This window comes from Nocardia sp. CWNU-33, assembly GCF_046764895.1.
Lineage (GTDB): Bacteria > Actinomycetota > Actinomycetes > Mycobacteriales > Mycobacteriaceae > Nocardia.
On record NZ_JBKOQN010000052.1, the window covers coordinates 1 to 21650 of the forward strand.

Sequence of the window (21650 nt, forward strand, 5' to 3'; positions counted from 1 at the left end):
GGTTGCGGGCGACGCGCACGACATCGTCGCGGAACTCGCGGGGATAGGGCTTGGGCACGATGACATCCTTTCAGCCTGCCCGAGGGGCAAGCCAACTCGGTTGTCACCTATCCGTGCAGCAGTCCCGACCGACGCTTGATGGGTCAGCGTGCCTCCTGGCGACCGGGTCACCTGCTTCACAGCGGTGCCACTCAGACTTCGACACCAAGCCAGGCTCGCTGCCACGCAAACAAAGAGATCAGATCCCGTCTCGTGCGCGTATGTATCTTTCGATCAGACCCCCTCCATTTCAAACTTCTGCTCGAGGTCGTTGAGCATTGCTTGCAGAGGTGCCCAACACAATCCGACGCTGTCGTTGTCGAAGTCCGGGTTGTCCGCCAACTCCTTGCCGGGATGTATGTAGTTGCGGAAGTTGCGGACGCTGTGCATAAAGGTCTTGGCATCGAGCTGTATCCATCCGCATGCATGAGCAGTGTCGATCAGTGATGCGAGGTTCGGCTGCCGGTTCGTGACGAATTTTCCGTCGCGGTCGACGAATCGATGGTTGCGGCAGCGATCGTCGCGTTCGGTCAACATTGTCAGCAGCATTCCCTCAACGAGACTTCCGATCGCGATGACTGCCATTGTGTAGGCGCCACTGTGTTGGCAGATTCTGGCTTCGCCGGCACGTTTGATGAGCATCTCCGAGGTTTGCGGGTGCGCGATCAGGCGACGCACTCGCGCGTCAAGGTCATGTGGTTCGGCGTTGGTCGGACCGGTTCCTTGGGCACTGAGTTCAGCGATCACTGGGCGGCCACCGGTGTCGAGGACAACGAGACCTTCGGCTTCGAGGACCACGTTGATGGCGTCGCGGAAGACCCGTGCTGCGCTGGCACCGTCGTCGTATTCCAGTGGATCACACACCCGGCACAGCAAACGTTCGAGGTCACGGGCTTGGTCTTCGCGTTCTTCCAGCTGCTCGATGAGCCATGGAATCCGCGGCGTTCCATCGTATTCGGGAGGATTGTGCCAGCCGGAGTGCGTGAGGAGAACTTCCAGCTGGCGACCGGTTCTCGCGTAGGGCCCGTCGAGATCAACGATGATCCGTGCCAGCCGTTCCACGGTTTTCGGGTCGATGGTGGCCATCAGCGTTCGTCCTTGTCTCGTATCCGCTGCGCTTCGTCGAGCGCTCTTTGCAGTGCTGCGTCGATCTTGCGGCCGCGGCGTTTGAACCCGAGATCTGTTCGGATCTGCCGTGTCCGTTCCTCCTGATCCATCAGTAGTCCGTCCGACATGCGCCATAGGAATATCGCCACCAGTTGAGCATGGGCATATGCACCGATCGGTTGCCCCGGTTGGATGTCGGGACGCGCGAGGGTCGGTTGGGCCTCACTGGTGAACACGGGAAGTGAGCGAGCTGATTCGGCTGTGGTTGGCTCGGTGTCGGAGCGCTGGACTGCTTGTTTCCACGCTGTGATGATGCGTGTCAGTTCCTGCTGCGAGTCGGAAAACCAAGCCGATGCCCAGACCCGGTGAAACTGCCAGCCCAGTCGTTCGAGGTGCTCTTGGCGCAGCCGATCTCTATCTCGGGCGCTGGCTGTCCGGTGGTAGCTGTCGCCGTCGGCTTCGACGGCGAGGACCATGCGGCCCGGCTCGTTGGGATGGGCGAGGGCGAAATCGATGCGATGGTCCGACACTCCCCACTGCGGTATGACGTCTATGCCGTGGGTGGTCAGACCATCGAGGATTGCCTGTTCGAAGCCGTTGAGATTGGCCGCGATCTGCCGACCGACAGGGGCGGTCATTCCCTCGAGGCTTGCGGCTTCCAGGTACCGGCGCAACACTTCGGTACCTGTCACCCTTGTGTCGGGTGCCAGTGCTCCCGGCGGGAACGAACTGACAACGGTCATTCGTCGCTTGGCACGCGTGACAGCGACGTTGACACGCCGCTCGGTCCCTTCCTGGTTCAACACGGCGAAACCCTGCCTCTGGATTCCTCCGGTGGTGTTCTTGGCGACGCCAATACTGAGGATGATCGCGTCGCGTTCGTCTCCTTGCACGGTTTCGATATTTTTGATGAAGAAACGTTTGGTCGGTCCTCGGTCGTCGGCGAAGAATACATCGAGGTCGGGCCGGTCTTCGCGTGCCCGGCGTAGCGCCCCGTCCAGCTTCTTCTGGTGTGTGGCACCCAGGGTGATAACCCCCAGACTTTCGTGAGGTCGGTTGTCGGCGTGCTCGATGACCAGCTCCACGACCCGTGTGACTTCGGCGTCGGCGGATCCACGTTCACCAGGCTGGACCCGGCCGTCGACTACCTCGAGCCGCACCGGAGTGTCGATACGGGCCCCTGGGAAAGTCACCAGTTCGCCGTTGTATATCTCTTCGTTCGAGAACCGGATCAACCGCTCGTCCTGGCTCCGGTAGTGCCATTGCAGGCGACAGCGGTTGGGGATAAGTGGCTGCAATGTGGTCAGGATCGACTCGTAGTCGCGTAGTACGACGCTGTCCTCATCGGACTCAACCTCGTCGGTGTCGCCGCGATCGAAGAATGTCGTCGGCGGAAGTTGCTTGTCGTCGCCCGCCACGACAAGGCGGCGCCCGCGCATGATCGATGTGATCGCGTCGTGTGGCTGCACTTGGCTGGCCTCGTCGAAGATGACAAGATCGAAAAGCTGTTCGGGCGGAAGAGCTTGGCTGACCACCAGCGGTGACATGGCCCAGCACGGTCGCACGGCGAGCATCACATTCGGAGCCTCGGCTACCAGCTTACGAATCGGCCGATGGCCCCTCTTCTTCTTCGCCTCGCTCTTCAACAAACTGTATTCCGTGGGGTAATTCGTGCTCACTTTCTGAGCGGCCTCTGCAACCTCACGTAGGACCCGTCGCACTGCGAGGTCTCGGTGTTGCTGATCGGACTCGCGGAACCGATCCGATATCTGGTTGTGCGAGTCTGCTCGGAACTCGCGCAGCGGTTGGGAGGTGAGCATGAACTCTTCCTCCAATGACCACATCAGCGCATGTCGGAACAACGCGACGGATTGTTCGGGATCGGTATCGCGGGTAGCGATCTCGTTGAGCAGTGACTCCAGGCCAACGTTTCGGAGCCGGGCGAGCCGGGCGTTCAAATCGGGGAGGTACGGAACCATGTTGCGGTCACCGGCCAAAACCTGCAGTTCCCGGTCGATGTGATCGATCGGTTGTTGTTCCAGAGATACGTTGGCGCACATCGCGATTGCGGCCAGTTGATCCCGCAACTGCGAATACTGCTGACCGACGCCGCGGAAATCACCTATCCCGCCGGGCCCTGCCTGGACCCCAGACATGAGGCGCCATTCTTTGAGTTCGCTCATCACCTTGGTGACCTCGGTGTGCAGGCGAGCCTTGTCGGTGATCTCTGCCGAGTTCGATCGGAGTTCTTTGACAAGGGCAGATCGGCGTCGCCACCCGACCTTGGGCTCCTTACCGAGGCGGTCACGCCACCGCATTGTCGCGATCTGATACTCAGCGAGCGGACGGTGGAAGATGTCGGGACCCAGCGCCGCAGCGCTTTCCGACATCGCGTTCAGTAGATTGAGGGCCCGATCCCAGCCCTGGAAATCACGGGGCTCCGGCAACCCCACGCCAGTAACCAGCTCGCGCATGCTCGCCTGACTGGTCCTCAATGTGCGCGCGGTGACCTCATCCAGCCGTGCCAGCACCGCTCGCGCATCCTCGACCGTCGAGACACGTGCCTTCCACCATGGGGACTCCCGCCGAAGCAGACGCAGACCACCATTGGCCACGAGCTCCCGCAGATCTTCTTCGACCCCGTGACGAACCTCAGGAGTGAACTGCGCTAGGTTGCGCAAACGAAGTGCCGTCGTGACATCATCGCCGGATCCGACAAGATTCTCCCGGACCTGATAGGCGCTCATCCGCCACGGATCACGGCGACTGTGCAATGCGTACACATAGTCATTGAGCCGCCGTCGGTTCTGTTCTACCGCTAGGTCCAGAGCGTCACCGCCTACCGGGCGAATCCGGACCAGTTGCTCGAAGCTCTCGGCCAGCTGCGTCGCGACCGCGCGGCTGCTGATCTTGGATTGGTGCAGATCGAGCACCAATGCCCCGAGGCCGATGTCGGTGAGTCGATTGGTGACCGCCTCGATGGCTGCACGTTTCTCCGCAACGAAAAGAATCTTCAGGCCAGCCGCCGCACCTACAGCGATGATGTTGGCGATGGTTTGGCTCTTACCGGTGCCGGGCGGCCCGTCGATGACAACATGTCGATCAGCCAAAGCTGTCGCAATCGCCCGGTACTGCGATGAATCCGCGTCCAGCACAAGGAAATCGTTGCGCGGCGAGATGTCGTCAGGAGGCGAGGGCGCGTACACCCCGCCAACACCCAAGTCTAAACTGTGTGGCGGACAACCAGCCAGCGCCATGACGAGATCATGCTCCGCGAGTAATTTCCCCGCCGACATCAAATCGTCCACCATCGGCAGTTTCGTATAGTTGCAGATCCCGACAGCGGTCATCGGTTCGAGCTCGAGGACAACCCCTTGCCTGCCCGCAGCATCAGCGATGACACCGAATACCCGGTCGACGAGAGCCTGCGGACTGCACTCATCAGCACGACGTACCAGTTCATCGAGCTCACCGACATCGAGCTCCACGCCATACTCGCGCTGCAGGCAGTGCCGCAGAACCGGATTCAGCTCCGGCTCAAGGGTCACCTGCAACAAGAAATCGTTCTCCGCTGCCGTACGCGCCTGGACACCGACCTGATAAAGCAGAAGCGGTGCACGCAGCACAGTAGGCGCGCGAAGGCCACCTCGTTTGGCCCCGTCGCTGACTACCCGTCCATAGACCAAGCGGCCGACATCGACCCCCTGCTCCTCACTGAAGCCTCGGATCCTTCGAACCAAACCGCGCGTCCGGGTGCACGCGTCACGGTAGGTCTGGTCACCGACAAACAACTCACCCAACCTGGTCGACGAACCCGAGAGTAGTTGCACCACAGCGCTTTCAGGACTAAACGCAAGATCCAGGGACACTGTCTTCGCGAGCTTGAAATTCAGCAAACTATTCCGAGCATCGAGCTGAATGAGCTCCTTGGCCCATTCCTCGGCCTTACTCTGTAACACTTCTGCGAGATCCTGCAGCTGACCCGTCACGGACAGCACCTCCCTGTGAGGAAATACAACCTGCACAAGACTGCACACAGCTCCCCGCAGTCACCCGGATTCTTCCGAGTCCGACAGTATGACTGAAGATCGACCCAAATATCAACTCGTACAGAAACATACGACGCTGAGGCGTCGATCTGCTCCGCCTTATGTCAAGACGCTGAACACACAGCGTCGGCCAGCGCTGAGGTTTGCTTCGATGTACGTTCGCGCTCTGGCCGTGTTCGGCTTGGTGCTGACGCGAACCCCCTGGCTATCGGTGCCCGCCGCCGTGAACTCGCTCCGTTGTGCATCACCTCAAGGCAGGATCTCAACGATGACCCCGTCGTTCTACGTTGGCCCGCACTCCCTCAGACTCAACATCCAAACCTGGGACGAGCTCGTGCTAGCCGCCCAGTCCGGCAGTCTGAATCGCCCCGGGTTTGGTGCGCACCACTCGTGGGGTCGTCGCTCGCTACATCAAGGAGTACTACCCGAACCGACAACTGCTCTCGTAGATCTGAGTGATTTCTCGGCCGTTTCACGCGACCTGGGCGAACACAACCAAATATGACTCTGAGCTGGGTAGAAACATCTTTGAACCACCCCGACTTTCCGGCCGCTTTGGGCCGGCCGGAAAGTGGGGACGGTTCACACTGACGATGTTGGGATGCTCGAGTCGGGCGGCGAGATCGGCCTCGCGTTCGAACCGGGCGCGAATCTCGGCGTCGCCAAACAATTCCGGGTTCAGCAGTTTCGATGCCACCTGCCGGGGCAGGCGTGGATGCTGCGCCAGATATACCGCGCCCATCCCGCCCCGACCAAGCACCCGCTCGACCCGATGTCCGGCGAACACCTCTCCCAACCTGAGCTCAGCCACCCAATTGCGGCCTGGCGCCAAGCATGCCGGACTGCGACCGAACGCGTTCGTCGAACATCTTCATCCTCGAGCACATCGAGTGGATCAACGGCCATGCCCCTGCAGATGACGCCCGCACCCTCTGGAGGAAGGTTCGTCACGGAGCTCACTTATCCGGGCAACTAGAGCCCTGGGATTCTGTACTTCCGTCGCACTCGTCTGAACATTCGATCATCGGCTACGAGTATGCGTCGTGTTCGTGCAATGCCACACAATAGCGAAGCCACAGGTCGATGACCTGCGGCTTCGTTATTCAGTGGACCTGACGGACCAGCATACGAACCGCGTGGTGCTGGTCGACGGGCCGGACATCATGATCCGGGCCGTGGGTGCTCTTCTGGTCGCGGACGGTGGTGCCCAATGACCGACGACCCGCCACCACCCCTGCTACGGGGGTCAGGATAGACGCTCGAGGAAGTACCCGACCCGAGCTGCTTCATTGCTTCCGGTGGTTGCCAACCGGACGATTGGGAAGGAAAAGCGTTGGCATATGTCGTTTTTCAGGGCATCGCGCTCGCGCTGCTCTGGATCGCCCTCGTGGGGATAGAAGCCGTCCACTTCCACTGCGCAGATGTTTGCATTGGTGATCTGGTTGTAGATGACGAAATCGAAAGTCGAACGGTTCCTGATGAATTCGCGCTGTCTATCGGTCAGGCGGGCACGATCGCGTGGGAACACATGCTGCAGGGGGACCTGCCGGTGTATGGCCAGGTGACGGTACGCGGGGTCGGTGAGGATCTCTTCCAGCAGGGTCAGAGCGATGTCCTCCGAAGGGAATTCGGTGCGGCCCCAACCAATACGCGGGTGTTTGCGACGGCGTTTGTCTTGCGCGGTGTAGAGGAGATCGAAGATCGACACTACGTCGCTGTCGACCACGGCATTGTCGGGATCGCGGTATCGGATGTAGCCGATCAGATCGCGTAGATGGCGGCTCGCCGGTAGCTCCGACGGGTGCGTGACTAGGACGAACAACCGGACTGCGCGGGATACCGCCACATTGATCAATTTGGGGTCGTCGGCGAACTGCAGTGCTGCCCGGCTGCTCTTGGTGTTGTCCAGCACCGTCGTCATGATGATGGCGTCCTTCTCCCGGCCCTGGAATTTGTGCACGGTATCGGCTTCGATGGAGTCGATCAGCGCATCCGTGACCTTGTCGGCCTGCCGACGGTAGGGCGTGGTGACCCCGATATCGTCCAGTGCGATGTCGGCGGATATCCAGGGGATGACCTCGCGCTGGATCACGTCGATCTCGCGTTGATTGCTGCGCCCCCTCGTCGCCGGGCTGTCGTCACCGCGGAGATAGCGCATATGATTGCCGGGCGAGGTCCGCACCACGGTCATCGGCGCGAATTTCGTTTCGCTGGAAGTGTACGGAATTAGCTTGCGGCCGTAGAACTTTCGATTGCAGAATTCGATGATGTCCGGATCGCACCGGTAGTGTTCGCGCAACATCGTGCGGCGGATTGGATCGCCGAAACAGTTGATGATCGCGGACAGCACACTGTTTCGATAGTCGAAGATCGGATCGGGCGCCGAGGGCACACCTGCGAGTTCCTTCGTGACCGGTGGGAGCTGCTCCAGATCGCCGACCACGATGAGATTTCGTGCACAGGCCAGCACCGGCGCGACCGTCACCAGATCCACCTGCGATGCCTCGTCGATGATCAGGTAGTCCAGTAGCGTCGCGGCTCCGACGCTGTTCTGCAGGGAATGACAGGTGCTCAATATCAACGGATAGTCCTGAGCGAACTGCTCGAACCGCCGCTGATACCCCTTGCGGTACACGCTGCGGCCCATCGAGCCGTACCGGGTGCACAGCGAATCCCGCAGCAGCTGCTGGGACAACCGCGCTTGCTCAGCCAGCAGATCCTCGAACTTCTTGCCCGCCAAGGCGTTACCCAGCTTGCCGACCTGCTGTTCGAGTTCGGCGATCCGCTTCTGGTAGTAGAGGCGTTCGATCCGCAAGATGACATCGGCATCCCCAGCATCCACCTGGCGCAGCGCCCGGTACTTGAAATAGCGCTGCACGATATCGGTCATCCGGCCCCAGCTGCCGTCTCGAATCCAGCGGGGGTCGGTGTCCTCGATGAATGCCAGGAGTTTGTCCGCGCGGTATCGCCGCAGCAGCGGCAGTTCATTGACGCCGGGCACCTCCCCCCGCTCGAAGAACGACTCGAAATGCCGCTGCTCCAGACGGAATCCGTGCAACTGCTGCTGCAATTCCGCGCGCCGCCGATCCTGCTTCAATAGGTCGTCCAGTTGCCGATTCACCTTGCGGAGCCGGTCGGCTGCCTTCGCTTCCGCTACCGGCCCTGCCCCCACCAGCGCATCGACCGCAGCGTTGCGCGGCCCCTGTGTGTCGAAGAACCCCTCCCGCTTGCCAGCGCTCCCCAGGTTCGCTGCCACCATCCCGAAGCCTTCCCGGGTCAGCTTCTCGAAGACATTGTCGACGGCGGAATTGCTGAACGACACCACCCCAACCGTCGCCCCTGGTCGGCAGATCACCGACGCGACGATATTGAGAATCGTCTGCGTCTTCCCCGTTCCCGGCGGTCCGTCGATCACCGAAATCGGATACCGCATCGCATTGTCCACCGCCGCGCTCTGACTGATATTGGTCCGGAACGGATACAGCGCCAACGGCATCGCCTCCTCCGCCAGCGGCTCGATCGGTGCCCGCCCGAGAATCCGCGCCAACGCGGATTCCGCGTGAATAAAATTCAGACGCTGATGATTCCGCTGCAATACCCGCGCAGCGTCCCCACTCATCTGCTCCACAACCGTGCGCCAATACCCCAGCACCGCATGCGAACCGGCACCAATGGTCGCATTGGGCGCAACCACCACACGATCAGCGCTGTATGCCTCCCACCCGCGCCGATTGGTCAGCACATGCCACCAACCCTGGCCTGCCCCCGGCCCGGTGAACAGGTACCCCTCGGCCGCCTCCACCACATCCCCGTCGACCAGCAATCGCGCCCCCGGCGGCATCCGTTCCGGCCGTTCGAGAATCGTCACCAGATCCCACCCGAACGTGTACTCCTTGGGCTGCCCGAATCGCACACGAACAACGGCCGACCCCTGCTCCAGAAAGCTGATCTCCAGCGTCTTGTCCACCGGCACCCCGCCGGCTCTGCGACGGATGACAACCGCAACACCCCGTGGATCAAGCATCGAACCCCCTGTTTCCGCCGCTCAGGTCGAAATTCTACAGTTCGCGGTTCTCTACCGTCTTCGATTGAGGCACTTGACATTCGGCGCACCGAGACCTGCACACGGTCGGCCTGCCCGCCCCATCGCGCCCGCTCCACACAGTGAAAGAGGCGGCCAGCAAGGACAATTCACGCATTCCCACTACTGTCGAGCAGGGTTGGATCCGATCGGAACAGGAGGGGCCGATGCGAGCAAGCGTCACAGTCGAGGGAGTGGACGGCGCGTGGACAGTCACCTTCAGCGACCGGGACAACGAACTGCTCGATGCGATGAAGCACGTGGTTCCCTCGGCCGACCGCCGATACGAGCCGGCCGAACGCCACTGGCGGATCGGCGCCAACACCCGCACTATGGCAGCTGTATGCGAGACATTCGAGGGGCTCGGCGCACTCGTCACCAAACCCGGCACTCTCAACACACCCCATCCCGACACACGCAGTTCCGATCAGGTCGAGATCTTGGAGCAGAAGTGCCGGGCCCTGGAAACTGCCGCCAACTGGATGCGGCAGCAGATCACGCAACTCGAAGAAGAACGCGATGAGCTGGCCGATCGACTGCGAATCCAGACAACGCAATCGTCGGCCTCAGGGAACTGGGCGGACATCCTATTCGATGCTCTACCCCCGGACCTGCGAGATTCCGTCTTCAAAGCACTCACCCGGTGCTTGCATCCTGATGTTTCGGGAGCCGACCACACTCTGCAACAGGAACTGAACGCCGCCAGGGACAACTGGAGGGGAGTCTGAGCTCGCGCACGGATACCTCGCCGACCCCGGGCAATCAGATCCACCACCCGCGGCGCCCCCAGACTCGGCGAAAGCCGTTCCGCCGCTGTCAACGGCCAGTTCGAACGCTCCATAGGCGGCCAGATGTTGTCCCCGCTGGCGGACATTTAGATGTCCCCAACGGCGGTCAGTTATGTCCCCATGGCCAGTTATCTCCCCAATCGAGGGTGGGTCAGCGCAAGGGCCTCACCCCCTGCCCCGAGGTCGCTTGAGCGAGCCGGAAGCTGTCGCCTTGGGTGACGACGACGTGTGCGTGATGCAGCAGTCTGTCGACGGTCGCGGTGGCCAAAGTTTTGGGCATGATCTCGTCGAAACCAGAAGGGTGCAGATTCGAGCTGACCGCCATAGCTCGTCGCTCGTAGGCGGCATCGACAAGTCGGTAAAACCCTTCGGCGGCATCGGGACTGACAGGTAGCAGCCCGATATCGTCGACGATGATGAGGTCGGTTCGGATCAGCCGGGTCATCGCGCGGGTGATGGAGTCATCAACGCGGTGGCGGCGGACCAGGACACCGAGGTCCTCGATGGTGAACCAGGCGACGGTCAATCCTGCTTCGACGGCGGCTTGTCCGAGGGCTTCGCAGAAATGGCTCTTCCCCGTCCCCGACGGTCCGCAGATGCAGAGGTTTTCCTTGTTGCGCACCCATTCCAAGGTTTTCAGCGAGTCCTGGGTGGGGCGCGGGATCGAGGACGCGGCCTCGTCCCAGTCACCGAAGGTCTTCCCGGCGGGGAACGCGGCGCGTTTGCGGCGGGTCCGCAGATTCGCCGCGTCGCGGCCAGCGGCTTCTTCGGCGAGCAGAACACGCACGACCTCGGCGGGATCCCAGCGTTGGGCTTTCGCGGTCGGGATCAGATCGGTCAACGCGCGCCGAAGGTGGGGCAGCTTCAGTCGTTTGGTCAACGTGATGGCTTCGGCGAGGGGGTCGCCGTGGGAACCGGCAACGCGCAGTGGGGCGGTCATCAGTGATCGCTTTCGGGGTCGGTGGTGGGCAGGCCGAATCGGGACCAGGCCGAGGTTCCGGGTTGCAGGCTGTGGTCCTCGCCGGCGCGGGTCGGCTCGGTGGTGTCGCGGCCGATGTTGTGGGTCAGGATGCGCAGCAGGTCGTTCTCGGCGAAACGCCCTGCAATGGCGGCGATTCCGAGTGCGCGGTCGACCTCATCGGTCGGGTGCAGTTTGGCGAGAGTGACCGCTTCGGCCATCTTCGAGCGGATCCGCCGGGTTCCGGCCGCGGCGGCCTCGACCAGCCATGCTGCGGCGCCGGGACCCAACGTCAGGAACGCGACCTCTTCGGAGCTGGTGGCGCGAGGAACGCGTTCCCCGTGGTGATCCGGGCGCGGCGGGTAGTGCTCGTCGGTGATCGAGGGATTACCCGGTGTCGAGCGGGCATGCCGGGCGACCTCGACCGGGCCGTGGTCACCGACCGAGGTGACGATCAACTCATCACCATGGAAACGGACCCAGACCCGGGTGTCGGCAAGGGTATGCGGAACCGAATATCGTACTCCCTCAACAGAAACCGTCGAATCCCAGTTCACTCGCCGGGTGGTGCCGAACGCGACGGTGAACGGAGCCGAGGGCAGCGGATGCAGCCGGGTCCGTTCCTCGGCCAGGGCTTCGACCGGTCGCCGCTGCGTTTCGCGATGCTCACGGTCGTTGACCTCGTCGCAGAATGCCCGGCATGCGGCCTCCAACTCCCCGAAGGTCCGATACTGGTCGAGCAGATTCGTCGCGGTCGGCACCAGATCTGCTTTGGCAATGCGCACCGTTGCCTCGGATCCGCCTTTGGTTTGCGGATCGGCTGGGACGCAGGTGCGGATCGTCATCCCGTAATGGCGTCTGACTTCGACGATTTCGGGATGGCGGACCGCGATATTCGCGACATGGTCGACCGACACCGTTGTCTCGTTGTCGGTCAACGCATAGGTCGGGACCCCGCCGATGCTGCGCAGCGTCGCATCCAAGCAAGCCACGACCGTCGGCAACGTCTTGTCCATCACCGGGATCACCACCCGAAACCGCGACCATGCCAGCCACGCGCACCACAACTGGGTCTGACGGCCGCCCACGACCGGGCCGTGACCCCAATCCCACTGCAACCACAACCCCGGCTCGGCGATCCAAGGCCGGAATACCCGGCGTTGGCCTTCACGCAGCCGCTGTTTGACCTGCGCCACGACCCGGCGGGTGGTGCGTTCCGCGCCGGTGAATCCCATGGCGGTGATCCGCCGATGCACCACATCGGCACGGATCTTGCCGCTCGAACGAACAACCAGCTCTTCGATTTTCGGCAAATACTCATCAATCGGACGAGCCCGATGCTCCCGCGCGACCGGGCTCTGTCCCGCCTCCCGTAACGCTACATACCGCGCCACCGTGTGGTGGTCACACCCGGCTAGCTCAGCGGCTGCCCGATAGGAACCCGTGAGGTCGAATGCCTCGAGGATCTCCATGATCTCCCTACTACTCTTCACGCCGCACGAGCCTTCACGCACGGCAACCCGGACAAATCACCGGGGAGATATCTGGCCACCAACGGGGAACTCATTGGCCGCCAACGGGGCTCTAAATGGCCGCCAATGGGGAGTATTCACTGGCCGCTGTCACGCCGCGACACAAATCAGGCCCGACGTTTCCGCCGAGCCTGATCTCCGAAGTGGGCCTAACGTGCCACAACCCGAACTCACTGACGGTCGAAGGGCCAGCGATTCGGATCAGACCGGTAGGCCTTCGGCAGGTGAGACCCCAGCCTGAACTGTCCGATTAGACAGCGAAGCATCGGTGACTGGCGTTTTGCTGACGCATGAATCCACCGCGCATGACAGCTTGGGCTGGTTTGCTCGATGTGTGACGTCGCGGGACGGCGTCTAGCGATCTGGGTGGGCATTCGGCCTCGTGTTCGCTATTGGAGATGTTCGATAACTGCCTGTAACCGTGCGGTGAGAAGGTGCGCGGGGCCGATCAACCGATAGCGTCCCTTGTGTCCCTCAACGACCCTTATGAACGGTGAGGCGAGCAGTTGCAGTGCTTCGACGATCCTCTCGTGCGGGACAGCGAGTTTTCGTAGGTCGCGGCGAAGTTCGTTGGGACCCAGCCATCCTCCGTCGTACATGGGAGATTCGTCGTGCATCTCCAGGTCGAGTTGGGTGACGACGGCTTTGAGAATCGTCATCAGCTGCAGGTGTTCGTCATGTTGGTGCCGCAGTTCTTTGTCGCGTTGATCGGCGGTGATCTCAGTGTCGAAAAGGACTGTCAACTCGGTAGGAGAGAACGGCGTCCGAGCATGCATGAGTACCGCGTCGGCGAGGGTTCGAGCATGCAGAACTGCCAAGTGCGGGTCGGCAGCGGCTTCGGCGTGGATGCGGCGGTGGAACTCGGGTCCGACAAGAACCGTGATCGTCGCATCGATTTTGTCTCGGTGCTCTCTGAGACCTTGAAAGCTGACCTCCCGGTCCGAGACTGGTCCCTCGCCGGAAGTCTTCGCTTCCACGGCGAAGACAAATTTCGAAGCGGGTAGAAGCAGTGTCGCGGCAACGTCTGTCCTTGTGGGTCCGGACAGGTGCTCGACATGGAGGTGTAGAAAGCTCAAAGCGTCGTGCACAGCCAATTCGAAGCGTGTCGGATGACGGCTGTCTCGTGAAGAGTCGATCAACTCCTCCGCGAGCCGCGACGAGACGTGAGGATCTTCATCAGCGGGAAGAGGCTCGGCCGTGAGGGTCGTTGGCGTCGCGACTTCACCTCGCGCGGCGACCGGGAGATCGGCAAGCAGTGCCTTGCCAGCGGGAGTGAGCTGATAGCGCTGATGGTCGAACTTGTCCACGACACCGCATTCCCGCAGCAACGCGAATCGTGTCCGCATGCTGGGTACACGGATAGCCTCACGACTGTAGTTCGCACTCCGTTCCGATAGCGCTAGAGCGTCAGCGGGCCCGTCACGCAGTTCGCTCAAAATTTCTCCGACGAACCAGACATTGGCATGGACAATCCGAACGAGGTCGGTGTCGTCTCCGTCGTCCAGCCAGGCAGCGGCTGCAGGTGTGGCGGCCCAACGCCCGAGACCGACTCGTTCGATAAGTCCGAGCATCTTCAACGAAGCTCGTGCCTGCCGCGCGGATGCCTCCGCTAGCCCGTATCGCCGCAGAAGATCTTCCAGACCGACTTCGGTTGCCTCGGGTATCGCACTGCTTACCGCATCCCTGAGTACTGCGACTGGACCCACACCTTCTGGGCTAGGCAGGAACAGGCTTTTCGCGTCCGTACGGCTGTGATGATCTTGGTCCCGTAGCGGGCCGAGAAGTTCACCGATCACCGGGTGCGCTGGCGAGACCGTCACCTCCACTTCGAGATTCGGAGGCTCCGGCGCGTTCAACGGAAGCCAGTCCAGGAGTGTCTTGCCTACCGCGGTCAAGTGCACTTTGCCGCCGTACAACTCGACGTGCCCGGAAGCACGCAACCATGTCGTCCTTCTCCGCAACTGGTCCAGCGCTGTCCAATTCATTCCGTACTGGCTGTTGGCCAGTACGCGAAGCTCCTCATGCGACAGCGGACTCGTTTTCAACATCGACAGGAGCTCACCGACGAGCCGCACACGTGCATGAAGATGCAGGATGAGCTGTTGAGGGTCTTTCGACCGCAGCCACTGCGTGACGCCATCTGCCAACACGAAACGTCGGTCACGACGAGTGACGAAGCTCGACCCCAGCTTCTTGGCCAGATCCGAGACCGACATGGGCTCATCGAAACCTGGTACCGCAACAGTCGTATCCGTATCTTGCGCGCCGACGATGACCTCCAGAAACGTCGGTAGCAGGTCGATCCACTGCTCACCGGAACCCGGCACACTCGGAGCGGTCTGAATACGATCACGCCACGCAAGCGGCGTGTACTTCGAGTCGGCATCATCGACGCGATTTTGCTGCATGTCAGAACATTAACAACCGTCGACAATAGCATTGCAAGAAACGGCAGAAACCAGATCGCGGAGAAGCGATTTAGCGCACAAGCCCCCTGATGACGGACGCTACAGTACTCAGCGCCAGCATAATGAGTGCCGAGCAACCGGCTCCACCTCTTTCCTCATTCATCACGATGCTGATGCGAACCGCCTAGTAGGCATGCGCGGGGTACCAATCCGTGTTCACCGTGTTCACACAGTCCGCTGCATGCCAAGGATCGGCGGTCACGATATCGACGGCAGCGACCGAGCTGATAGCTCGACCATTTCAGACGAGGTGCGTGCGCGGTTTCGGTGAATATCGCCTAATCGGCTGCCTATGCGCGGCCCTCTTCCACATCCTGGCGCAGCCACCACAACGATTGTGCGATGGCTCCGCGTAGAAAGCCACGGCTCGGTAGATCACCAGACTCTCGAAGCCAAATAGAATGCCGCCCAGTCGCGTGGTTCAGAAAATATCGCATACGTCGGCGGTGGCGGACTAGCCGGTCTCCAGCTTAGGCCTTTTGCAGCCAAATATTGATTAAGGTTATCAGCGGTAACCGCTCTCATCCAGCGTTGAGCGGAACAAATCGCCGCAGACAATTCAGCGCAGCCGATCGATATTCCTGATGAAAGTTCGTCCGCGAATCGTATCGCGAACACCGCAGCTGCCAGGTCGCGTACATGCCACAATGAACCGATCGAGAATCTGAATCCAGCATACAATGCCGAGGACTGCACACCGAGGTACTCGTCACCGTGGACTAGCGTCGATGGACGTCCCGAGCTGCATGAACTGAAGAAGCACAGGAACGCTGAAGATGCTGTGTTCGTAGCGCAAATTTCCTCGATGTCGATATTTCGATCCATCAGAACTATCGCCGAATTAAGAGGGTTCACAAGATCAACCGTCGAATGGCCGGAAAAGTGCACTATGCAGGCTGAGCTAAAAGCGGAAATAAATTGCTCACTTGTAGCATTATTTGTGATTTCGATATCAATGCCTCGGGCCGACAGGCTAGCGCCGACCGAAATAATTTCATCATCAGGAAAATTTAGAGCCGCCCCTTCCGGCGGTGCCATCGCACTTAGTCCTCTGTATTTGATACCAGTGGCGATGCATGTATCAGTTCCCGCTTCGGTCGATTTACGGTCAGGAGTTACGGTCACGAACGGAATGACAAGACTTGCGTTGTCAAGCAACGCCGATGATACGGGCAAATGTGCGTACTGGCCGGATAACACCAGACAGATGCCATGATCTGCTGGCACCAATTTTACTATCACGTCAGTGAGAGACTGAAGCGACGCGAACGTCAGTGAGACTGCCGCCGCCAAGTGGCGAGACATTCCGGGAGCCTGCGAAGGGATTAGACCGGGTGTTTTGTCAGAAAAAGAGCTGGTCAACTGCATCAATCGTTTGCCATCTAATTCCTTAAGGCGGATCCCCTGCGGCTCTTCCCACTCAGCCCGATCAACGATAACATATGTCGCTGAGGGTGAATGTGACATATACACCCATGTCGGCTGCGGTTTATTCGAATCAGAATTCTGCGAAGCCCGGCTTGTCGCTCTGTTATAGAGAAGACCTCGTACGGATTCGAGCACTTCGATTGCTTCGCGCCATGCACCATGCTCGCATAGTTCGCATGCAATGAATCGCGCCTTGGCAGCTTGCCTGCGAAGGACCAATTCCTTTCGAGTTCGGCTTCGAACCGCCAAGCTTTCCTGCAGAGCATTCACTGCGGCGCGCAATACGTTCAACGGGGCCGCTTTGCCCAGGTTATACCTGCCTGCTTGTACAATAAATGACGCATCATTGAAATACTGGGATGGGTTTATGCCACCCCCAAAATCGCCGAGTGCTGCAATCAGCTCGGCATAATTCGCCTCACTCGCATGCACCGCCCACCTTATTCGTGACCTATACCAGTGTGCGTATCGGACTTCATGCCAGTTGGATCTGTTCGAATCGGCCAAGGCGAACCCGATCTCCATACTTGCGGAATCGAGTAGCGACCTCTCCGTATCGTCCAGACCGCTCATGGTTGTGTAATTGAACCAGTCCGGGCGGCCGGGGAATCCGAGCGATTCCGGATTGCTTTCGAGCACTGAAACAAGCGACTCCGCTGCACGTGCATTGCTAGGATAGACAGCAGCCGGAAACTCTGACGCATGGTCTAGTATCGCTTCGCCCATACGCCTGTGTTGCATCGCTTCTATCAATTCCAACAGCGTGCGTCCGAGTTGACCCGCTGCGCTTACCGCAAAATTATGTTCATGGGTTCGTAGAAGCCGAATACTTTGGAGATAGCTTTCAGAGCCTTTTATAAGGCTATCGATTCGATCCATCGACGGCCGCACAGATACCTCTACGTGCATCATACCTTGAGCATACAAAGAATATGCCCATTCGACAGAATCGGGGGTTTTGTTCTCGAAACTGAAATCTAGATATTCCGCCGCCTTTATGAGTTCATCATCATCGATGTTAGCCTTTGAAAGTATTGAATTCACCGCATTCGTGTAGCATATGGCTGCCAAAGTCATTTGGCCGGTCTCTTTGTAATGGGCTGCAGCGGCTTCGAAGCAGACCACGGCGGCGTCCTTCGACTCATCGATATCGTTCGCCTGGTACGCATTTTCGATCAGTCCCATGCGGCTATTAATGAGCGCCTTCAGGTCGGCGTCTTCTCTGATAGAGGCGAGCTTGAATGCCATACCGAGCTTCAACGCAGCCATCAGTAGGTCAGAATTTGAGGACGCGTTTACAGTGAGTTTCTCCGATTGTTGCAGGTACTGTTCTATTTTCCTCAACCCGGCCGACGAGCGGGCGTTCCTCCTCACTCCCTTTTTTGTGCCTCGAAGAAATTGCGAATTAACATCTGTCATGTTGCCCCTGTGAGTTTCATTATTCGACCTACGCATGCTGCCTTGGCACTGAACATCCGAGCAGAAATCAGACTCTTCGTCGGTAGAGCGGTGCTGAGCTATCTGCCAATTCCTACTATGGAAGGACGGACGCCGCCCTTCGGCTACTGTCCCGACGCCACCGGCCACAGTCTCACCCCTCACCCTGACGAATTCCCGCTCGTCGGCTTGATCCGCCTTCTCTACACCCGGGACCAGTTGGGCTCCAGAACAATCGCCAAATTACTCAACGAGCGCGGGCACCGCACCACCAACGGCGGCACCTGGTCGGGCCACCAAGTCCTGCGGACCCTGTTCAACCGCGTCTGCCTCGGGGAACTGTCCTTCCGCGACATCGTTGTCGCGGACTGCTCTCGGTCATCGACACCGATGTATACGCCGAGGCCGACAGGCTACTCACCGAACGACCTGCGCTGACTGCGTGCGCCTTAGCCGCGCAGTGCGGCCGAGGAAGCCGTTCTCGCTTTGTGATCATCGTCTGGCAGCGGTGTGCCCGCTCTGGTTGACTGGCTCCGTGGTTCCGACGAGCACCATCACCCGCATCCGTACCCTCGACGGCCTGCACCTGGCAGCCACCCTCGTCACCCACGATCTACCCACGACGCGCGCCGTCGTGCTGGTGCATGGTGGTGGCGTCACCCGCGAGGAGGGCGGCTTTTTCACCCGTCTCGCGACCGGCCTTGCCGATGCTGGTATCGCGTCGCTGCGGTTTGACCTTCGCGGCCACGGCGACAGCGAAGGCCGCCAAGAGGAACTGACCCTCTCTGCCATCCTCAACGACATCCGCGTCAGCCTCGCCGCTGTGCGGGATGCCACGGGTGCCAGTGACCTGTCGCTGCTCGGTGCCAGCTTCGGGGGTGGTATTTGTGGCTACTACGCTGCCAAACGCCCAGAGGATCTGTCTCGGTTGGTGTTGCTGAATCCGCAGTTCGACTACAAGAAGCGCACTATCGACACTCGCGACTACTGGACGAACGATGTCATCAGCGACGAGAAAGCCGAAGAACTCAACGAAACCGGAGCTATCCAGTTCACGCCGACGCTGCGGCATGGTCGGCCGCTGCTCAACGAGGTGTTCTGGCTGAAGCCGAACGAAGTCCTCGGAGAGATCAAAGCACCGACTCTGATCGTCCATGGCAACGCAGACACCTTGGTCCCAATCGACGGTTCCCGCGCTGCCGTCGCCCAATTCACCGCACCCGTTGAGCTGGTCGAAATCGAGGGATCACAGCACGGATTCGCCGTCCATGACGATCCGCAGTACCTCAACCCGAAAAGCCAGGAGTTCCAGGCCGAAGTGATCCGCATCGCGGCGGACTGGCTCACGGCTTAATGCGACGGCATCAAGGCTTCACGGAGCTGCCGCACACTCGGCCGGTGGTTCCAAGGATCGAGCGTCCGCACTACATCCACAACGACATTCATCGTGCGCTCCGAACGGGTCTCGCGCGCCACCGCGACCGATTTGGTTGCCACCGTGGCGGCCTCGTCTGGTTCGCCGCTGAGTGCGAGCGCTTTTGCCTGTCGAGCACTGAAGAAACCAGCATCACGCCGGGACAATCCCCCATCGGCGAGCACCTGACCGAACAGTTCAGTGGCCCGCTGCGGCTTGCCCGCCTCGGTATAGCAGCAGGCTGAGCGAACCAGAAGCGTGCTCTCGTTGAAATAGCTCACCAACCCCTGGTCATCGGCACCGTTGGCCTCGGTGAGGAGGTGCTGAGCCTGACCAAGGCTTTGCTCCACGGCAGTGGCTGGCTCGCCAATCATGGCGAGTCCCAAGGCTTCCTGCTGCACAACTTCCGCCTGCACCCGAATCGGAAGCTGCCACGGCCCCTCTTTGGCGGCTTGCGCCAATCCGAGCAGCGTCCCCGCGTCGCGCGAGTCATAGGCCATCTGGGATTTCTTGAGCAGGACGTATCCCTGCATGGGCAGGCTGCCCGCGGCCTGCGCCCACTCCATCGCGCGGTCGTACAGGAAGGTGGCCGTTACCGGGTCATGGAGGTCGCGGTACAGCCACCCTGCGAATTCCGCGCCATCCGATCCAACCGCCAACAGTTGCCGACGCAGGCCCGACTGAACATCCTTGCTGTGCCGACGGATTGCGCCGAGCACGGCGAGCGTCAGCGGCAAGGCTTCGGCCGGACCGAGGGAACCGTCATCGGCTTTGCAACGCGCAAGCTGAGCACGGAAGAACTCCAAGACCGAGCCGTCGAAGTACCGGCGAGCGTCCTCCAGCGCCAAGCTCACCCGCTCCAGATCGTCACTGTGACTGATCGGTGGGGTGCCAGTGCCATCGCCAGCCAACCAGCGTGCAAGCGCCAGCGCGTTATTGCCTGTCGTGCTTGTAGGTTCGATGGCTACAGCTGCCGAGCGCAGGTCGTCGGGCAGCTTGAACCACAGCAACTCGGGCGGAATGCGGAGTATCTGCGCCCACCGCGTCAGTTTGGACAGTTGCTCTGGCGCTGAGCCCTTTTCGATTCGACTGATCTGCACCTGTGTCATACCGAGCCAACTGCCCAAGCTCGCCACCCCCGAGGACCTCGACCGCCTCACCCGACTCGTCGACACCTTCACCAACGACCCCTACGTCATCGCGCGCGCCACGTTGCAGTCACTGTGGCGGCACTCGGACCCCGGTTGCAGGCGTGGCTGAGCGTGTTCGTCACGCGCACCGATCCCCGCCTGTATCGCCCCGTCGACAAGCAGCCCCGCTGGATCACCACCGTTCCGATCACCGCAGTCGATCGGAAGGGGAGGCGCATCCTCGCCCGCGACCCAACCGTGAGCACGAAGGCATCCCCTCGGCAGCCACCAAAGTCGCCGCCAAGCGCGCCTGGAAGAAGCCCCGGCACATCGCGGCGATCAAAACCAAACGTCGCCCCGTGCCCGAGGCGCGCATCGTCACCGACTACATCCGCACACGGTTCCTCGTCGATACCGACCCCGCCTTCCAGCCCTCGACGTGGGATCGCAACTACGTGCGTCAGATCGCCGAGCAGATCCTCACCGAACGCGACCGTGCCGGTGCCCGCACCCGAGACAGCTTCGACGCCTTCGCGATCGCTCGGACCCGAACCGGTCTCAATGTCACGACGACCGCCCCGCCTTCCTCGCCAACGGCAATGGGTTGGACTACGACCACACCACCTTGGCTCCGGTAGAGGGGTGGGTGTGTGTCTACTGCTTCGGCGAACGCGCGTGCAGCGATCACTTCCTCACCGACCCTCACGAGCGTCGCGTCTCCGACGACGGACTGTGCCAGTACTGCCGCGACATCGGACGCAGTGGAATCGGCTCCCTCCCCGAGGGGTTCACTCTCGCCGATGAGGTTGCCGCCTACTGCCAGTACCTCACCGGTCACTACCCCGCGGTCGCACCCGGTCTGCCCAACGCATTGCGGCGGCGCTCGACAGGAGTCGTGCACGGGTTGGTTCTGGCGTTCCTCGACCGCGCCCAGCAAGCGCCGCCGATCACGGCACTCACTCCGGTGGCGCTGCGGGCGGGACGTTGCTTCTCCTGCTACGCCCATGACCGCCTGATCGACACCGACGACCTGTGCGACGAATGCCGCGACCTCTTCCGCGTCGCCGCCTGATCTTCCCGCCCCTCCCGCGCTAGGCGGGACCAGTTCCCGGTCCGCCGTGGTGTCCACTCCTGCGGCGGACCGGCCACCAACACACCACGCGGCCATCCCTCACCCACCAACCCCACCACCCACATCCCACCTCACGCACCCAGCACT

General features: G+C 60.9%; 14 protein-coding genes and 1 pseudogene. 6 read left to right on the top strand and 9 right to left on the bottom strand.

Annotation, left to right across the window (positions count from 1 at the left end; all coding sequences use genetic code 11):
- Window positions 1-273: 273 nt before the first annotated feature.
- Complete coding sequence (locus ACLMAL_RS36485; protein WP_412003226.1) at window positions 274-1125, bottom strand: hypothetical protein; 852 nt, start codon at window positions 1123-1125, stop codon at window positions 274-276.
- Window positions 1125-4367, bottom strand: a complete 3243-nt coding sequence (locus ACLMAL_RS36490; protein ID WP_412003227.1) for an AAA domain-containing protein — start codon at window positions 4365-4367, stop codon at window positions 1125-1127. The genes ACLMAL_RS36485 and ACLMAL_RS36490 overlap by 1 nt, the downstream gene beginning before the upstream one ends.
- Window positions 4368-4520: 153 nt before the next feature.
- Here ACLMAL_RS36490 and ACLMAL_RS36495 point away from each other — a divergent pair, with 153 nt between their 5' ends.
- The gene (locus ACLMAL_RS36495; RefSeq protein WP_412003228.1) at window positions 4521-4970 is read left to right on the top strand and encodes a hypothetical protein; all 450 of its coding nucleotides are present in this window, start codon (window positions 4521-4523) and stop codon (window positions 4968-4970) included.
- 808 nt (window positions 4971-5778) lie between these two features.
- Here the strand turns inward: ACLMAL_RS36495 and ACLMAL_RS36500 are convergent.
- Together ACLMAL_RS36500 and ACLMAL_RS36505 are read right to left on the bottom strand one after the other, a co-directional pair.
- Window positions 5779-5937: pseudogene (locus tag ACLMAL_RS36500) on the bottom strand (serine/threonine protein kinase); the annotation flags it as partial.
- A 504-nt stretch (window positions 5938-6441) separates the two neighbouring features.
- Window positions 6442-9219, bottom strand: coding sequence for an AAA domain-containing protein (locus ACLMAL_RS36505; protein ID WP_412003229.1), 2778 nt, complete (start codon window positions 9217-9219; stop codon window positions 6442-6444).
- A 224-nt stretch (window positions 9220-9443) separates the two neighbouring features.
- Between ACLMAL_RS36505 and ACLMAL_RS36510 the strand changes: the two genes are divergently transcribed.
- Window positions 9444-10004, top strand: coding sequence for a hypothetical protein (locus ACLMAL_RS36510; RefSeq protein WP_412003230.1), 561 nt, complete (start codon window positions 9444-9446; stop codon window positions 10002-10004).
- A gap of 211 nt (window positions 10005-10215) precedes the next feature.
- Here the strand turns inward: ACLMAL_RS36510 and istB are convergent, their stop codons facing one another.
- From istB to ACLMAL_RS36530, 4 genes are all read right to left on the bottom strand, one after another.
- Window positions 10216-11004, bottom strand: a complete 789-nt coding sequence (gene istB, locus ACLMAL_RS36515) for an IS21-like element helper ATPase IstB (protein WP_412003231.1) — start codon at window positions 11002-11004, stop codon at window positions 10216-10218.
- Window positions 11004-12515 carry an IS21 family transposase gene (gene istA / locus ACLMAL_RS36520; RefSeq protein ID WP_412003232.1) on the bottom strand — a complete coding sequence of 504 codons (1512 nt, stop codon included), beginning with the start codon at window positions 12513-12515 and terminating at the stop codon, window positions 11004-11006. The genes istB and istA overlap by 1 nt, the downstream gene beginning before the upstream one ends.
- 428 nt (window positions 12516-12943) lie before the next feature.
- Window positions 12944-14881 carry a hypothetical protein gene (locus ACLMAL_RS36525; RefSeq protein ID WP_412003233.1) on the bottom strand — a complete coding sequence of 646 codons (1938 nt, stop codon included), beginning with the start codon at window positions 14879-14881 and terminating at the stop codon, window positions 12944-12946.
- Window positions 14882-15397: 516 nt separating this feature from the next.
- A complete protein-coding gene (locus tag ACLMAL_RS36530) occupies window positions 15398-17719 on the bottom strand; it encodes a CHAT domain-containing protein (protein ID WP_412003234.1) in 2322 nt (773 codons plus the stop codon).
- A gap of 267 nt (window positions 17720-17986) precedes the next feature.
- Here ACLMAL_RS36530 and ACLMAL_RS36535 point away from each other — a divergent pair, with 267 nt between their 5' ends.
- Window positions 17987-18325, top strand: a complete 339-nt coding sequence (locus ACLMAL_RS36535) for a recombinase family protein (RefSeq protein ID WP_412003235.1) — start codon at window positions 17987-17989, stop codon at window positions 18323-18325.
- A gap of 97 nt (window positions 18326-18422) precedes the next feature.
- Window positions 18423-19241 carry an alpha/beta hydrolase gene (locus ACLMAL_RS36540; RefSeq protein ID WP_412003252.1) on the top strand — a complete coding sequence of 273 codons (819 nt, stop codon included), beginning with the start codon at window positions 18423-18425 and terminating at the stop codon, window positions 19239-19241.
- On the opposite strand, the gene ACLMAL_RS36545 is transcribed toward ACLMAL_RS36540, so the two are convergent.
- Window positions 19238-20428: an XRE family transcriptional regulator gene (locus ACLMAL_RS36545; RefSeq protein ID WP_412003236.1), complete on the bottom strand. Its 1191-nt coding sequence runs from the start codon at window positions 20426-20428 to the stop codon at window positions 19238-19240. The genes ACLMAL_RS36540 and ACLMAL_RS36545 overlap by 4 nt on opposite strands.
- 362 nt (window positions 20429-20790) lie before the next feature.
- Here ACLMAL_RS36545 and ACLMAL_RS36550 point away from each other — a divergent pair, with 362 nt between their 5' ends.
- Together ACLMAL_RS36550 and ACLMAL_RS36555 are read left to right on the top strand one after the other, a co-directional pair.
- The gene (locus tag ACLMAL_RS36550; protein WP_412003237.1) at window positions 20791-21069 is read left to right on the top strand and encodes a hypothetical protein; all 279 of its coding nucleotides are present in this window, start codon (window positions 20791-20793) and stop codon (window positions 21067-21069) included.
- A complete protein-coding gene (locus ACLMAL_RS36555) occupies window positions 21036-21503 on the top strand; it encodes a hypothetical protein (protein ID WP_412003238.1) in 468 nt (155 codons plus the stop codon). Before ACLMAL_RS36550 ends, ACLMAL_RS36555 begins: the two co-directional genes overlap by 34 nt.
- The last annotated feature ends 147 nt before the right edge of the window (window positions 21504-21650 follow it).